Source organism: Actinomadura sp. GC306 (assembly GCF_004348665.1).
Classification (GTDB): Bacteria; Actinomycetota; Actinomycetes; order Streptosporangiales; family Streptosporangiaceae; genus Spirillospora.
Map to the genome: position 1 here is coordinate 1 of NZ_SMKM01000153.1, position 15,855 is coordinate 15,855.

At 68.9% G+C, this 15,855-nt stretch carries 13 protein-coding genes and 1 tRNA gene; 5 read left to right on the forward strand and 9 right to left on the reverse strand.

Features of this window, described 5'->3' with window-relative positions:
* Positions 1 to 923: 923 nt before the first annotated feature.
* Positions 924 to 3,614, reverse strand: coding sequence for a DNA polymerase I (gene polA / locus E1200_RS20655; RefSeq protein ID WP_131953699.1), 2,691 nt, complete (start codon positions 3,612 to 3,614; stop codon positions 924 to 926).
* Positions 3,615 to 3,740: 126 nt separating this feature from the next.
* On the opposite strand from polA, the gene E1200_RS20660 reads away from it, so the two are divergent.
* Together E1200_RS20660 and E1200_RS20665 are read left to right on the forward strand one after the other, a co-directional pair.
* Positions 3,741 to 4,094, forward strand: coding sequence for a PaaI family thioesterase (locus E1200_RS20660; RefSeq protein ID WP_131953709.1), 354 nt, complete (start codon positions 3,741 to 3,743; stop codon positions 4,092 to 4,094).
* Between the two features lie 295 nt (positions 4,095 to 4,389).
* The gene (locus E1200_RS20665; protein WP_131953700.1) at positions 4,390 to 5,649 is read left to right on the forward strand and encodes an ABC transporter substrate-binding protein; all 1,260 of its coding nucleotides are present in this window, start codon (positions 4,390 to 4,392) and stop codon (positions 5,647 to 5,649) included.
* A 106-nt stretch (positions 5,650 to 5,755) separates the two neighbouring features.
* On the opposite strand, the gene E1200_RS20670 is transcribed toward E1200_RS20665, so the two are convergent.
* From E1200_RS20670 to E1200_RS20690, 5 genes are all read right to left on the reverse strand, one after another.
* Positions 5,756 to 6,520 (reverse strand): ABC transporter ATP-binding protein, encoded by a 765-nt coding sequence (locus E1200_RS20670; RefSeq protein WP_131953701.1) that lies wholly within the window; start codon positions 6,518 to 6,520, stop codon positions 5,756 to 5,758.
* Positions 6,521 to 6,522: 2 nt separating this feature from the next.
* A complete protein-coding gene (locus E1200_RS20675; protein ID WP_131953710.1) occupies positions 6,523 to 7,341 on the reverse strand; it encodes an ABC transporter ATP-binding protein in 819 nt (272 codons plus the stop codon).
* A gap of 121 nt (positions 7,342 to 7,462) precedes the next feature.
* Entirely contained in the window at positions 7,463 to 8,455 is a 993-nt protein-coding gene (locus E1200_RS20680) for a branched-chain amino acid ABC transporter permease (RefSeq protein WP_131953702.1), read from the reverse strand.
* Positions 8,456 to 8,467: 12 nt separating this feature from the next.
* Positions 8,468 to 9,775, reverse strand: a complete 1,308-nt coding sequence (locus E1200_RS20685) for a branched-chain amino acid ABC transporter permease (RefSeq protein ID WP_131953703.1) — start codon at positions 9,773 to 9,775, stop codon at positions 8,468 to 8,470.
* Between the two features lie 124 nt (positions 9,776 to 9,899).
* Entirely contained in the window at positions 9,900 to 10,508 is a 609-nt protein-coding gene (locus E1200_RS20690; protein WP_279484737.1) for a response regulator, read from the reverse strand.
* A gap of 84 nt (positions 10,509 to 10,592) precedes the next feature.
* Here E1200_RS20690 and E1200_RS20695 point away from each other — a divergent pair.
* Positions 10,593 to 10,679, forward strand: a tRNA-Leu gene (locus E1200_RS20695).
* 138 nt (positions 10,680 to 10,817) lie between these two features.
* Positions 10,818 to 11,576 carry a helix-turn-helix domain-containing protein gene (locus tag E1200_RS20700; protein WP_131953704.1) on the forward strand — a complete coding sequence of 253 codons (759 nt, stop codon included), beginning with the start codon at positions 10,818 to 10,820 and terminating at the stop codon, positions 11,574 to 11,576.
* A 63-nt stretch (positions 11,577 to 11,639) separates the two neighbouring features.
* On the opposite strand, the gene E1200_RS20705 is transcribed toward E1200_RS20700, so the two are convergent.
* The 3 genes from E1200_RS20705 to E1200_RS20715 form a co-directional block, all read right to left on the reverse strand.
* Positions 11,640 to 13,025, reverse strand: coding sequence for a sodium:alanine symporter family protein (locus E1200_RS20705; RefSeq protein WP_131953705.1), 1,386 nt, complete (start codon positions 13,023 to 13,025; stop codon positions 11,640 to 11,642).
* A 248-nt stretch (positions 13,026 to 13,273) separates the two neighbouring features.
* Positions 13,274 to 14,704 carry a pyruvate kinase gene (pyk, locus tag E1200_RS20710; protein ID WP_131953706.1) on the reverse strand — a complete coding sequence of 477 codons (1,431 nt, stop codon included), beginning with the start codon at positions 14,702 to 14,704 and terminating at the stop codon, positions 13,274 to 13,276.
* Positions 14,705 to 14,810: 106 nt separating this feature from the next.
* Positions 14,811 to 15,368 carry a type 1 glutamine amidotransferase domain-containing protein gene (locus E1200_RS20715; protein WP_131953707.1) on the reverse strand — a complete coding sequence of 186 codons (558 nt, stop codon included), beginning with the start codon at positions 15,366 to 15,368 and terminating at the stop codon, positions 14,811 to 14,813.
* Between the two features lie 64 nt (positions 15,369 to 15,432).
* On the opposite strand from E1200_RS20715, the gene E1200_RS33850 reads away from it, so the two are divergent.
* Positions 15,433 to 15,855: DUF6597 domain-containing transcriptional factor (locus tag E1200_RS33850; RefSeq protein ID WP_347813231.1), on the forward strand; the 423-nt coding region annotated here is incomplete at its 3' end.

Consider the following 15,855-nt stretch of genomic DNA (forward strand, 5'->3'; position numbering starts at 1 on the left):
CCACAAACCCGGCCCACCCACCACCGTCCGCACTGCCAGCCGATCTTCAGAAACCCCATGCCTCAACCCTGCAATAGCCTCCCCACCCACAGATCCCCCTAAGCAATACAGGCAAGCCACCCTCACCGACCCATTTCGCCAAGCAGGCCGGCCACCCTCCACCACACAATGACCTCCACCTGCGACTTCCCCCGACCTCGGAGCCGTTGACTTGCGGCGTGTTGCCCTTATGGAGCGCTCCATAAGGGCAACACGCCGCAAGTCAACGAGTAGCGCCCCGCCAGCGTTCGCGGCCACCGCGCTAGGGAAGGCGAAGCTATGCAACCGCTGCACACGTTGTCGTTCATGCGGACGGCACTTCGGCGACCAGGACCGAAGCCATGGTCGTTCACCTGGTCAACGACACCAAGGGATGGCGCAACCACGCACCGACCCCAACCGTCGCGATCGCGTCCGAAGGCAGGTTTCGAGCCCGCGAGAAACCTGATCGCGCAGCGAGCCCCCAGGGCGAGTTCGGAGCGATGCAGCGATCGCACGCAGTGCCCGCCGAAGGGAAGGCCCTCTAGGGCCTGACCGCCAAGGGCAATGCAAATAAGCACAGCGAGGAACCTGATCGCGCGGCAAGCCCCCAGGGCGAGCCGGAGCGATACAGCCGTTACACGCACCGCCCATCATGCAAACAGCGCTTCAGCGACCAGGACCGAAGCCTCGGTCGTTCACCTGGTCAACGACACCAAGGGATGGCGCAACCACGCACCGACCCCAACCGTCGCGATCGCGTCCGAAGGCAGGTTTCGAGCCTGCGAGAAAACTGATCGCGCAGCGAGCCCCCAGGGCGAATCGGAGCGATGCAGCGATCGCACGCCTTTTCCGTTGAAGGGAGGGCGCTCCAGCGCCTGACCGCCGAGGGAAAGGCAAAAAAGCTAGTGTGCGGCTTCTTGCCAGGTTCTTCCTGTGCCCATGGAGACGCTCAAGGGGGCTCTTAGGTCGTAGGCGCCGGCCATTTCGGTGCTGACCAGGGTTTTCAGGGTTTCCAGTTCGCCGGGGGCCACTTCGAAGACGAGTTCGTCGTGGACTTGGAGGAGGATGCGGGAGGTCAGGCCGGCGGTGTTGATGGCGCGGTGGACGTTCAGGCCGGCGACCTTGATGATGTCGGCGGCGGAGCCCTGGATGGGGGCGTTGAGGGCCATGCGCTCGGCCATCTCGCGGCGCTGGCGGTTGTCGGAGTTGAGGTCGGGCAGGTAGCGGCGGCGGCCGAGGATGGTTTCGGTGTAGCCGTCCTGGCGGGCCTTGGCGACGATGTCGCGGAGATAGTCGCGGACGCCGCCGAACTGCTCGAAGTACTCCTCCATGAGGCCGCGGGCCTCGTCGGGGGAGATGCGGAGCTGCTGGGAGAGGCCGTAGGCGGACAGGCCGTAGGCGAGGCCGTAGTTCATGGCCTTGATGCGGGCGCGCAGTTCGCCGTCGATCTGCTCGGGCGGGAGGCCGAAGACGCGGGACGCGGTGATGGTGTGGAAGTCGGCGCCGGTTCCGAACGCTTCGAGGAGGGCCGCGTCCTCGGAGAGGTGCGCCATGATGCGCAGCTCGATCTGGGAGTAGTCGGCGGTGAGGAGCGATTCGTAGCCGCCGCCGACGACGAACGCCTCGCGGATCTGGCGGCCTTCGGCGGTGCGGATCGGGATGTTCTGCAGGTTCGGGTCGGTGGACGACAGCCGGCCGGTCGCGGCGATCATCTGGTTGAACGTGGTGTGGATGCGGCCGTTGTCGTCGGCCATCGGGATGAGGGAGTCGACGATGCTCTTGAGCTTGGCGACCTCCCGCCAGCGGAGGATGTGCTCCAGGACGGGGTGGGGCTCCTTCTCCAGGAGGTTCGTCAGGGCCTCGGAGTCGGTGGTGTAGCCGGTCTTGGTGCGCTTGGTCTTCGGCAGGTTCAGCTCGTCGAACAGGATCTGCTGGACCTGCTTCGGCGAACCGAGGTTGAACTCGCGTCCGACGGCGCCGTGGGCCGCCTGCTCCTGCTCCTTGACCTGGCCGCCGAGGGACGCCGACAGGCCCGCGAGGTGGTCGGTGTCGACCGCGATGCCGGCGCGCTCCATGTCGGCCAGGACGCCGACGAGCGGGAGCTCCACTTCTCGCAGGAGGCGGGTGGCGCCGCGCTTGTCCAGGTCCTTGTCGAGGACGTCGGCCAGTTCGGTGACGGCGCGCGCGCGGACCGCGAGGGCCTGCGCCGCCTCTTCCTCTCCCGAGCCGTCGAGGGTGAGCTGCCCCGATTCCTCGGTTTCGCTGCGCAGTTCGCGGTGCAGGTAGCGCAGGGCCAGGTCGGCGAGGTCGAACGTCCGCTGGCCTGGAAGCGCCAGGTAGGCGGCGAGGGCGGTGTCGCTGGTCACGCCGTCCAGGGTCATTCCGCGGGCCGCGAACGCCAGCATCGGGCCCTTCGCCTCGTGGATCGCCTTGGGGCGGGCGGGGTCGGCGAGGTAGGCGGCGAGGGCGCGCTCGTCGTCCTCGATGAGTTCGGCGGGGTCGAGGTGGACGGCCGGCCCCTTCTTCGACGCCAGCGCCACCGCGGTGATCTCCCCGGTGCCGCGCCCCCAGGTGCCGGTGACGGCGATGCCGAGCCGGTCGCCGGCGTTGGCCTCCAGCCAGGTGGCGAGGGCGCCGGGCTCCAGCGCGTCGAGGTCGACGTCGAAGCCCTCGTCGGCCTCGGGTTCGGCCGCCGAGAGCGTCGAGTACAGGCGTTCGCGCAGGACCCGGAACTGCAGCGAGTCGAACAGGGTGTGGATCTCCTCGCGGTCCCACTGGCCCATGGCCAGCTGCGGCGGCGCCAGCTCCAGCCCGACCTCGTCGTCGAGCCGGTTGATCTGGTGGTTGCGCAGGACCTGCGCGAGGTGCTCGCGCAGGTTGTCGCCCGCCTTGCCCTTGATCTCCTCGACGCGGGCGACGAGGGTGTCGAGGTCGCCGTACTTGGTCAGCCACTTCGCGGCGGTCTTCGGGCCGACGCCCGGCACGCCGGGCAGGTTGTCGCTGGTCTCCCCCACCAGCGCGGCCAGTTCGCGGTACCGCTGCGGCGGGACGCCGTACTTGGCCTCGACGGCGGCGGGGTCCATCCGCGACAGCTCCGACACGCCGCGGACCGGGTAGAGGACCGTGACGTCGTCGTCGACGAGCTGGAACGCGTCCCGGTCGCCGGTGACGATCAGGGTCTTCATCCCGGCGCGGGTGGCCTGGACGGCGAGCGTGGCGATGATGTCGTCGGCCTCGAACCCCGCGACCGACAGCCGCGGGATGCGCAGCGCGTCCAGCACCTCGAAGATCAGGCTGACCTGGCTGCGGAACTCGTCGGGCGTCTTCTGCCGCCCCGCCTTGTACTCCACGTACTGCTCGTGCCGGAACGTCGGCTCCGAGCGGTCGAACGCCACCGCGATGTGGCTGGGCCGCTCGTCCCGCAGGACGTTGATGAGCATGGACGTGAAGCCGTACACGGCGTTGGTCGGCTGCCCGTCGGTGGTGGAGAAGTTCTCCACGGGCAGCGCGAAGAACGCCCGGTAGGCCAGGGAGTGCCCGTCGAGCAGGAGGAGCCGGTCACTCTGGTCAGGGGTCACTGCTGTCGTCGCCACAGGAGGACTCTAGTCTGCGCGTAAGACAGTTTTGTGGAGGCGTAAGTGACTGACACTCCCGGGCCGCGGGACGCCGTCGACCTGCCCGGCTTCGGACCGGACGCGTACGGCGACCTGGGCAAGGCCATGGGCATCGAGTACCTGGAGGCGTCCCCGGAGCGCGTGGTGGGCCGCATGCCCGTGAAGGGCAACACCCAGCCGTACGGCCTGCTGCACGGCGGCGCGTCCTGCGTGCTGGCCGAGTCGCTCGGCTCGGTCGGCGCGGCGCTGCACGCCGGGCCCGGCCGCATCGCCGTGGGCATCGAGATCAACGCCACCCACCACCGGTCCGCGACAGCGGGCCACGTGACGGGCGTGGCGACCCGCCTGCACGGCGGGCGGACCCTCGCCACCTACGACATCGCGATCACCGACGACGAGGACCGCCCCATCTGCAGCGCGCGCCTCACCTGCATGCTGCGGGACGCTCCCGAAGGTTGATCCGCGCTTTCTTTGCGATGCGCGCCCCCGGGTCTGTAGCGTGGGACGAAACAGGCCCGGGACCACCGAGTAGACAACGTACGCTCCGCTAAGGTGCGTACGGCCCCAAAGGTGGTCCCGGGCCTCTTTTCGTGTGCTGATCACCGACTCACGTAATTCACAAAACGGTCACAACAGATCACGACTCGGCCGCAACCCCCACTCCCGTCTCCTCACGAACGTCCAGGTCAAGTAGCCTCCGTGGCACTGTACAAACGGACGCAAAGAGGCTGTCCACGGACATCTGGAGACGCCCATGCAAGGCGGCAGAAGGTTCCGCACCCTGGCACTCACCGCCGTTGCCGCGCTAGCCCTCGCGGCCTGCGGCGGCGGCGACGACGGCGGCGGTGACACCGACGCCGGCGGCAAGAGCGACGGCGTGTTCAAGCTCGGCTACATCTTCCCCGAGAGCGGTGAGCTGGCCCACCTCGGCCCGCCCCAGATCTCGGCCACCAAGTACGCCATCGCAGAGATCAACAAGGCCGGCGGCGTCCTCGGCAAGCCGATGCCCGAGGTCGTCGGTTCCGACGAGGGCGGCAAGGCCGAGATCGCCAACGCATCCGTCGACCGCCTGCTCGGCCAGAACGTCGACGGCATCATCGGCGCGGCGGCGTCCGGCATGTCCCTCGCCGTGCTCGACAAGGTCAAGAGCGCTCAGAAGGTGCAGTGCTCGGGCTCCAACACCGCCCCGACCTTCACCGGCTACCAGGACGACGGCTTCTACTTCCGCACCGCGCCGAGCGACGTGCTGCAGGGCCCGATCCTCGCCGACACCATCACCGGTGACGGCCACGCCACCGTCGCCATCGCCTACCGCGGCGACGACTACGGCAAGGGCCTCGCCGAGGCGACCAAGGCCGCGCTGGAGAAGGTCGGCGGCACCGTGCCGGTCATGGAGGCCTACGAGCCCAACACGACCAACTTCAACGCCACGGTCTCCAAGATCCGCGACGCCAAGCCGGACGCCGTCGTCATGGTCTCCTTCCAGGAGGGCGCCCAGCTCGGCACCAAGCTCATCGAGGCCGGCTTCAAGGCGAACCAGTTCTACAGCGCCGACGGCATGAAGGACGAGGAGATGGCGGAGCGCTTCTCCAAGAGCGACCCGTCCGTCATCGAGGGCTTCAAGGGCACCGGCCCCGCCTCCGTCGAGAACAAGACCTTCACCGACGGCCTGAAGGCCTTCGACCCCAAGCTCGAGGTCTTCCAGTACGCGCCGCAGGTCTACGACTGCGTCACGGTGATGGCCCTGGCCGCCGAGAGCGCCAAGACCGACGACCCCGCCGTCTTCAAGACGAAGATGAACGAGGTCACCAAGGGCGGCGAGAAGTGCACGTCCTTCGCGCAGTGCCGTGACCTGATCAAGGACGGCAAGGACATCGACTACGACGGCGCCAGCGGCCCGCTCGACTTCACCGAGCCCGGCGAGCCCGGCGCCACCGAGATCGAGGTCTACGAGTACAACGACAAGGGCAAGTTCGAGATCATCGACACCGTGCAGAGCAAGCCGGTGAGCTGACCCTCGGCGGAACGAAGGAAGGGCCCCGGCCGAACGGCCGGGGCCCTTTCCCGTGTCCCGCCCCGGGTCCGGGCCGGCGCCGCGGCGCCGGCCCGCCCGGGAACGGTCAGTCGACCGTCGCGAGAGTGCCGAGGTACAGCTCGATGACCTTCGGGTCGTGCAGCAGCTCCGCACCGGTGCCCGTGTAGGCGTTGCGGCCCTGGTCGAGCACGTAGCCCCGGTCCGCGATCTGCAGGCACCTGCGCGCGTTCTGCTCGACCATCACGATCGACACACCGCTCGCGTTGATCTGCTTGACCTGCTCGAACACCTCGTCCTGGAACTTCGGCGACAGACCCGCCGTCGGCTCGTCCAGCATCAGCACCGACGGGTCCATCATCAGCGCCCGGCCCATCGCCACCATCTGGCGCTCACCGCCCGACAGCGCGCCCGCCTTCTGCTTGCGGCGCTCCCCCAGCAGGGGGAACAGTCCGCAGACGAACTTGAACCGCTCGTTCCACAGCTTCGGCCGCAGGTACAGGCCCATCTCCAGGTTCTCCTCCACGCTGAGCGAAGGGAACACGTTCTGGGTCTGCGGCACGTACCCGACCCCGCGCGACACCAGCTCGTGCGCGGTGAGGTTCGTGATCGGCGAGCCCTTCAGCCGGATCGACCCCGAACGCACCGGGATCAGCCCGAACATCGTCTTGATCAGCGTCGACTTGCCGGCGCCGTTCGGCCCGATCACCGCCACGACCTCCCCCTCCGCGAGGGTGAGGTCGCAGCCGTTGAGGATGTTGACCTCCGGGATGTACCCCGAGACCACCTTCTCCGCCACCAGCAGGGGCTCCGGAGCGGCCTGCCCGGCCGCCCCGGCGTCCTTGTCCGACATCGCTACTCCTTCGCCCCCGGCTCGTCGTACCTGGTTCCAAGGTAGGCGTCGATGACCGTCCGGTTGGAACGGATCTGCTCCGGCGGCCCCTCGGCGATCACCTGCCCCTGCGCCATGCAGACGACCCAGTCGCTGATGCCCATGACGACGTCCATGTCGTGCTCCACGAACAGCACGGTCATGCCCTCGTCCCGCAGCGCCCGGACATGCCCGAGCAGCGACTGCGTCAGCGCCGGGTTCACCCCGGCCATCGGCTCGTCCAGCATCACCATCGACGGGCCCACCATCAGCGCGCGCGCCATCTCCAGCAGCTTCCGCTGCCCGCCCGACAGCTCACCCGCGAACGAATCGCGCATGTGCGCCAGCTTGAACCGGTCGAGCAGCTCCAGGGCGCGCTTCTCCAGCCCGCCCTCCTGCCGCCGCCACAGCGGCGGCACCAGCGCGTTGAAGAAGTTCTCCCCGCGCTGGCCGACCGCCGCCAGCTTCATGTTCTCCAGCACGGTCAGCCGCGTCAGCGCCTTGGTCAGCTGGAACGTCCGCACCATGCCGCGCCGGGCCATCTTGTGCGCCGCGAGCCCGGCCGCGGGACGGCCGTCGAACGACCACGTACCGCCGTCCGCCCGGTCGAACCCGGTCAGCACGTTGAACAGGGTCGTCTTGCCCGCGCCGTTCGGGCCGATCAGCGAGGTGATCGTCCCGCGCTGCACCTCCAGGTGCCCGACGTCGACCGCCTTCAGCCCGCCGAACGCCCGGCTCACCCCGTCCGCGACGAGGATCGGATCCGGCTTGGCGACCCCCGGCGTACCGGTGAGCCCCTCCAGCGCGGAGTCGTGCGGGACGACGGTCTCCTCGACCGCCTCCTCGGCCTGCTGCCGGGCCTGGACGATCTCGCTGTCGCCCAGCTCGGCGCCATCGCCATCGGCGCCGTGCACGTCCTTCGGCTCATCGGTCACGGAGCAACATCTCCCTCCTGCTGCCGAGCACGCCCTGCGGCCGGTAGATCATGATCAGCATGAGCAGCAGGCCCACCACCGCGAAGCGCAGCGGGCCGATGTCGGACGGCGACAGGATGCTCTCCGAGATGTACCCCGCGCTGAGCGCCTGCCGCAGCGAGGTGTCCATCAGCACCAGCAGGAACCAGAACATCCACGCGCCGACGATCGGGCCGAGCACCCGCCCGGCACCGCCCATCAGCAGCACCGTCCACAGGAAGAACGTGATCTCGGGGTTGAACGTGTCCGGCTGCACCGACTGGAAGCCGATCGCGAACATCACACCCGCCAGGCCGCCGATCACACCGCCGATCAGCAGGCTCTGGATCTTGAAGCCGAACACGTTCTTGCCGAGGGCGCGCACCGCGTCCTCGTCCTCCCGGATCCCCTTCAGGACCCGGCCCCACGGGCTGTGCACCAGCAGGTAGACCATGAGGGCCACCAGGGCGACCAGCGTCCAGCCCAGGATCATCACCCACAGGTCCCGGTCGGAGTAGGAGAACCGTCCGAATCCGTATGAACCCGACGGAATCGGATTGAGCTCGAAGAACGGGTTCGCGAACTGCTGCAGCCCGTACACGCTGCCCGTCACGTCGTTCGCGAACTCGGCCCGGTACACCAGCCGCATGATCTCGGCCGCCGCGATCGTCACGATCGCGAGATAGTCCCCCCGCAATCGCAGGGTCGGCAGGCCCAGCAGCAGCGCCAGCACCGCCGCGCACAGCAGGCCGACGATCACGCCGACCCACATCGGCCAGCCGAACGTGCTCACACTGATCGCCAGGCCGTAGGCCCCCACCAGCATGAAGCCCACCTGGCCGAAGTTCAGCAGGCCCGTGTAACCGAAGTGGACGTTGAGCCCGATGGCCGCGAGCGCGTACACCGCCGCCTCAGGGGCGAACGCCCCGCGGAGCGCGGACAACAGAATGTCGATGATATCCATGTGCCGCGCCCCCTATCCGACTCGCTCCGCGCGGCCCAGGATCCCCTGTGGCCGGAACAGCAGTACCAGGATGAGCACCACCAGCGCCCACGCGTTCTGCAGCTCCACCGGGAGCCACAAGGTGGACACCTGCGCCACGATCCCCACGACCAGGCTCCCCGCGATCGCGCCGTACGCGGTGCCCAGCCCGCCGAGGATCACGGCGGCGAACATCAGCAGCAGCAATCGGAACCCCATGTTGAACGAGACGTTCTCACTGACGCCGTAGAAGACCCCGCCGAGCGACGCGAGACCGCCCGCCAGCATCCACACGTACAAGATCACGCGGGAGACGTCGATGCCCGACGACTCCGCGAGGTCGCGGTTGTCGGCCACCGCGCGCATCGCCTTCCCGATGCGGGTGCGCTGCAGCCCGAGCCCCACCAGGACCAGCACCGCGAACGAGATGACGATGATCGTCAGGTCCCGCGGCGTGATCGACAGCGGACCCCAGGTCAGCCGGTCCTGGATCTGGTAGTCGTTGTACGGCTGCGCCGTCGCGCCGAACCACACCTGGACGCCGTGCCGGATCAGCAGGGCCAGGCCGATCGAGACGATGAACATCTGGATCAGCGCCACCCCGCGCCGCCGTAGTGGCTGCCAGATGCCCCGTTCGATCGCCCCGCCTATGCCGACCCCGGCGACCACCGCGACCAGGGTCGCCGGTATCAGCTGCCAGGAGGGCCCCTGCAGGTTCAGGAACCAGGCGATCACCGCGCCGAGCGTCACCATCTCGCCGTGGGCGAAGTTCACCAGCTTGGTCGTCCCGAAGATCAGCGAGAGGCCGACCGAGGTGATCGCGATGATGGCGCCGAACCGGACGCCCTCCAGCAGCAGCTGCAGGAACTTCTCGCCCGTGCTCGGGCCCGTGTCGGCCCGCGGGGCACCGGCACCGCCGTCCGCGCCCTGGCCGGCCTGCCCCTCGGCCGCCAGCGGGAACAGCACGTTCCGCTCCTGGCCGTCGGTCACCGAGATGTCGGTGAGGGCCTCGCCTCCCTGGCGGCGCGGGACCACCCCTTGCGGGAGCGACCCGACGTCGAGGGCGACGTCGTAGCGCCCCGGTCCGGGAAGCTCGACGCGCCACTTGCCGTCGGCCCCGGTCGTGGCCTCGCCGACCTCCTTCGCACCCTGTTGGACTTTGATCACGATGTCCGCGACCGGTTTGCGGTCGGGACCTCGCACCGTGCCTGCCAATGCCTCGCCCTCAGCCGCGAACGCCGCCGGGGTGACCAGCAGGATCGCGGCGAGCGCGAGCAGGGCGGCCGCCAGTGTTCGGCGCACACAGGCTCCTTTACTCGCACATCAGGAAATGTGTGGCGAGCGTAGCGAAGCACCGTTAACGGGGCCGCCACGGGAGCGGAGTCGTGAACGAATCGTTCGCAGAACGTGACAGAACGGACTAGCGTCAGCCCAGGTCAGGACGTTGCCGCTGGCGGGAGAGCTCCTCGACGACGGTATCGGCTACGGCGCGCATCGTGAGGCGCCGGTCCATCGACGCCTTCTGGATCCACCGGAACGCCTCCGGCTCGGACCACCCGTGCGCCTCCTGCAGCAGCCCCTTGGCCCGGTCGACCACCTTGCGGGTCTCCAGCCGCTCCTGCAGCCCGACGACCTCCGCCTCCAGGGCCCGCAGCTCGGTGTACCGGCTCACCGCCATCTCGATCGCTGGCGCGAGGTCGGTCTTGGAGAACGGCTTGACCAGGTAGGCCATCGCCCCGGCGTCCGTGGCCCGCTGGACGAGCTCGCGCTGGGAGAACGCGGTGAGGATCACCACCGGGGCGATCCGGTCGGCCGAGATCCGCTCCGCCGCCGAGATCCCGTCCAGGATCGGCATCTTGACATCGAGGATCACGAGGTCCGGCTTCAGGTCGGCGGCCAGCCGCACGGCGGCCTCGCCGTCCCCGGCCTCCCCGACCACCTCGTAGCCGTCCTCCTGAAGCATCTCCTTCAGGTCGAGCCTGATCAGGGCCTCGTCTTCCGCGATCACAACCCGCCGCGTACTCTCCACACCCAAGAGCCTACCGAAACCCGGTACCCTGGGTCTGGGCGCCCCTCACCGGGGCACCGAACTGGACATAAGGGACATGTCCAGAAAAATGCCGGGATGATGGAATTGGCAGACATTGATCCCTCAAAAGGATTTGTCCGAAAGGGCGTGCGGGTTCGAGTCCCGCTCCCGGCACCATTGACCAGCCGCACCCCGTCGGTGACGAGGTGCGGCGACGACCGAGCCCACGACCACTGAAAAGAACCGATCGGCCACCTCCTCCACTACCGATGGTCACGACCGGAAACTGTCAGTGGTCGACGCCACGATGCGGGCATGCATGACCCAACAACACGTCAACTCGCCCGGCGCCTGCTCGGTTCGGGGCTGACGCTCGCCGAAGTCCATCGTCAGACCGGGGTACCGCTATCGACCTTGGGATACTGGCGGAAGAATCCAGATACGGGAGCAGGCTCCGGAAGGTCGCTCTGTCCCCGCTGCCATGGCCGGGAACTGAACGGCCGGCGTTACTCCTATCTCCTCGGCCTCTACCTCGGGGACGGCCATATCGCCAAGACGCACCGCGAGGGCGTCTACCGGCTCGAAATCGCCTGCGCCGACTCCTGGCCCGGCCTCATCGACGAAGCCGCCGAGGCGGTCGCCGAAGTGATGCCCGGCCACAAGGTGGGACGCCGGAAGGTCACGGGGTGCACGAACGTCGGTGTCTACTCCAAGCATCTGCCCTGCCTCTTCCCGCAGCACGGGCCGGGGCGCAAGCACGACCGCAAGATCGAACTGGCCGGCTGGCAGCGGAAGATCGTGGACGAGTGCACAGAGGAGTTCGTCCGGGGCCTGATCCACTCCGATGGCTGCCGCGTCATCAACCGGATACGGCGGCCGTCCGAGAGCGGGGACCGATGGTACGAGTACCCGCGCTACAACTTCAGCAACGCCTCACTGGACATCCAGAGGCTCTTCACGGACGCGCTGGATCGGCTGGGTATCGCCTGGACACAGATGAACAGGAGAAACCTGTCGGTCGCCAAGCGGGAGGCGGTGGCTCGGCTGGACGAGTTCGTCGGGGCGAAGTACTGAGGGGACGACGCGACGCCGGGCCCGAGGGTTGGTCGGGCCCGGCGTCGGTTCGATTCCTCTCGGCTACTTCGCGGGGGTTTCGGAGGCGAGTTCTTCCTTCGGTCTGTTGCGGAAGTAGTCGCGGGTCTCCCGGTAGACGAGCGGGGAGAGGATGAGCAGGCCGATCAGGTTGGGCAGCGCCATGAGGCCGTTCATCACGTCGGAGAAGGTCCAGACCGTGGTGAGCGTGGTGGTGGCGCCCACGTAGATGATCAGGATGAAGAGGATGCGGTAGGGCAGGACCGCCTTGCGGCCGAACAGGAACTCCACGCAGCGGTCCCCGTAGTAGGACCAGCCGAGCAGCGTGGAGAAGGCGAAGAAGATGACGCTCAGCGTGACGATGACGCTGGCCCAGTCGCCGGGCAGGCCCTCGTCGAACGCGCGGGCGGTGAAGGCGGCGGCCTCGTCTTCGCCGGCGTCCTTCCACACGCCGGTGATGACGATGGTCAGCGCGGTGAAGCTGACCACGACGAGGGTGTCGATGAAGGTCTGGGTCATCGACACCAGGGCCTGCCGGACCGGGTGCGAGGTCTTCGCGGCGGCGGCGGCGATGCCGCCGGTGCCGAGGCCGGACTCGTTGGAGAAGATGCCGCGGGCGACACCGTACTGGATCGCGGCGGCGACCCCGGCTCCGACGAAGCCGCCGGTGGCGGCGGTGCCGGAGAAGGCGTCGGTGAAGATGGTGCCGAGGGCGCCGGGGATCTCATCGATGTTGAAGGCGAGCACGCCCGCGGCGCCGAGGATGTAGAGGACGATCATCACGGGCACGAAGGCGCTGGTGAAGCGGCCGATGCTCTTGATGCCGCCGAGGATGACGGCGCCGGCGAACACGGTGATGATCACGCCGGTGATGACGGGGTCGAGGCCCCATTCCTCTTCGACGTTGGCGGCGACGGTGTTGGCCTGGGTCATGTTGCCGATGCCGAACGCGGCGAGGGCTCCGGCGACGGCGAAGAACCCGCCGAGGATCAGGCCGACAGGGCCCTTGATGCCCTTCCTGAGGTAGTGCATGGGGCCGCCGCCCTGCTCGCCGGCGGCGTCGGTGCGGCGGAAGCGGACGCCGAGGAACGCCTCGCTGTACTTGGTCGCCATGCCGACCATGCCGGTGAGCCACATCCAGAAGACGGCACCGGGGCCGCCGAGGGCGATGGCGGTGGCGACACCGGCGATGTTGCCGACGCCGACGGTGGCGGCGAGGGCGGTGGAGAGGGCCTGGTAGTGGGAGATATCGCCTTCGGCCTCGGTGTCGGAGCGCCGGAACGCGAGGCGGAAGGCCAGCCGGAAGCGCCGGACCTGGAGTCCGCGCAGGAGAAGGGTCAGGTAGAGGCCGGTGAGCAGGAGCAGCGGGATCAGGAGCCAGGGGCCCCAGATGAAGCTGCTGGCATCACCCAGAATTTCGTCGACGTCCATCACACCACCGATCAGGGGAGCGGCTCGAACATCCGGACCGTAGGTGACCGGCCGTTCGTTGAGAAGGGGGCGCGGTCACCCGTTACGAGATCGTCTTTTCACTTTTTTCGGCCCTTGACCCCAGGTGGGCCGTGTTTTCCGAGCGAAGTGGAATCGAGACCTTACGGTGACCGGACGTGAAAGGGCCGGGCACCGCGCGAGGGTGCGGTTCGCGCGGTGCCCGGCAGGGGGTGGTCGGCCCGGTGGGGTCAGGTATGGACGGTGATGGCGTCGCCGATGGCGTGGACGCGCAGCAGGTTCGTCGAGCCGGTGGTGCCGGGGGGCGAGCCGGCGACGACCACGACCTTGTCGCCCTTCTGGACGCGGCCGATCTCCAGGAGGGCCTGCTCGACCTGGCCGAACATGGCGTCGGTGTGGTCGGCGTGGGGGACGATGAACGTCTCGACGCCCCAGACGTGGGCGAGGCGGCCGCGGACGGCGGGGTCGGAGGTGAAGGCGAGCAGCGGGATCGGGGAGCGGTAGCGGGACAGGCGGCGGGCGGTCTCGCCGGACATGGTGAAGGCGGCGAGGGCCTCGGCGCCGACGATGGCGCCGACTTCGGCGGCGGCGCGGGCGATGGCGCCGCCGACGGTCTCGGGCATGCGTTCGAGGGTGTGGGTGGCCTGGAGGGCGGCCTGTTCGGCGGTCTGCACGATGCGGCTCATCGTGAGGACGGATTCGATGGGGTACTGGCCGACGCTGGTCTCGCCGGAGAGCATGACGGCGTCGGCGCCTTCGAAGACGGCGTTGGCGACGTCGGAGGTCTCGGCGCGGGTGGGGCGGGGCGCGGAGATCATGGATTCGAGCATCTGGGTCGCGACGATGACGGGGCGGGCCTTCTCGCGGCAGAGTTCGATGGCGCGTTTCTGGACCATCGGGACCTGTTCGAGGGGGAGTTCGACGCCGAGGTCGCCGCGGGCGACCATGATGCCGTCGAAGGCGGCGACGATCTCGGGGAGGCGTTCGACGGCCTGCGGTTTCTCGATCTTGCCGATGAGGGGGACGCGGACGCCCTCCTCTTCCATGATCTGGTAGCAGATGTCGGCGTCGTCGGGGGTGCGGACGAAGGAGAGGGCGACGAGGTCGACGCCGAGGCGGAGGGCCCAGCGGAGGTCCTGCTCGTCCTTCTCGGTGAGGGCGGGGACGCTGACGGGGACGCCGGGGAGGTTGAGGCCCTTGTTGTCGGAGACCATGCCGCCGACGGTGACGGTGGTCTGGACGCGGGTGCCGTCGACGCCGGTGACCTTGAGGGCGACGCGGCCGTCGTCGATGAGGACGGTGTCGCCGGGGCCGACGTCGCCCGGCAGCCCCTGGTAGGTGGTGGAGACCTCGCGCCGGGTGCCGGGGACGTCGTCGGTGGTGATGGTGAACTCGTCGCCGAGGGTGAGGCGTACCGGGCCGTCGGGGAAGCGGCCGATGCGGATCTTGGGGCCCTGCAGGTCCGCGAGGATGCCGACGCCGCGTCCGGTGGCGTCGGCGGCGGCCCTGACGCGGTGGTAGACCTCTTCGTGGACGGCATGTTCGCCGTGGCTCATGTTGAGCCGGGCGACGTCGATGCCGGCTTCGACGAGGGCGTGGATCTGCTCGGTGCTGGAGCAGGCCGGGCCGATGGTGCTGACGATCTTCGCTCGACGGGTCACGTGCACAACCGTACTTAGTTACCCGCGGGTACGGATATTCGTGCAGGACATGGTCGCCGGGGGTTCACCGATTGGTCTAGGTCAGAGGTCTAGACCACGTCCGGCCTCACCGTTTGAACGCCTCGACGGCCGCCCGGCAGAACGCCTTCAGGTCGTCCGGCTTCCGGCTGCTCACGAGCACGTTCGGCCCGTCCTCGCAGACCTGCACCTCCTCGTCCACCCAGGTCGCCCCGGCGTTGCGCAGGTCGGTCCGGACGCTCGGGAACGAGGTCATGGTGCGGCCGCGGACGACGTCGGCCTCGATGAGCGTCCACGGGGCGTGGCAGATGACCGCGACGGGCTTGCCCGCCTCGAAGAACGACCTGGCGAACTCCACGGCCTTGGGCTGCATGCGCAGGAAGTCGGGGTTGGCGACGCCGCCGGGCAGCACGAGGCCGTCGAACTCGTTGTGGTCGGAGACCTCGACGGTGGTGTCCACGGGGAAGGTGTCGGCCTTGTCCAGGTGGTCGAACGTCTGGAGGCGGCCGGACTGGGTGGACACGAGGCGGGGGGTGCCGCCGGCCTGCTCGACGGCCGCCCACGGTTCGGTGAGCTCGATCTGCTCGGTGCCCTCCGGGGCGCACAGGAACGCGATGCTCTTGCCTTCAAGGTCCTTGCTCGACATGGCTTTCCTCCTGGTATTGGGCTTATGTGGCTTTGCCCGGAAGAGCGGGTGGTATGCAGGAGGCGTGGATCCCAGGGGCTATCGCGAGTACCAGGAGCGGGGACTGGCGTGCTCGTGGACGGCGGCGCTCCCCCGCGACGCCGAGCCGTTCACGCAGCGGGTCCTGCCCGACGGCTGCGTGGACGTGATGTGGTCGGAGTCGGGGATCCTCGTCGCGGGCCCGGACACGGGGCCGATTCCGGCGGCCATGCGGCCGGGCGAGTCGATCGTGGCGGTCCGGTTCGGGCCGGGGACGGCGCCGCCGGTGCTGGGCGTCCCGGCGGACGCGATCCGCAACGGCCGGGTGCCGCTGCGGGACCTGTGGGGCGGGGAGGCCGACCGGCTGGCGGAGGCGGTCGCGGCGGCGGCCGACCGGCGCGGCGCCCTGGTGGCGGCGGTGCGGGAGCGGCTGCGGCCGGCGGACCCGGTGGTCCCGGTGGTGGTGGCG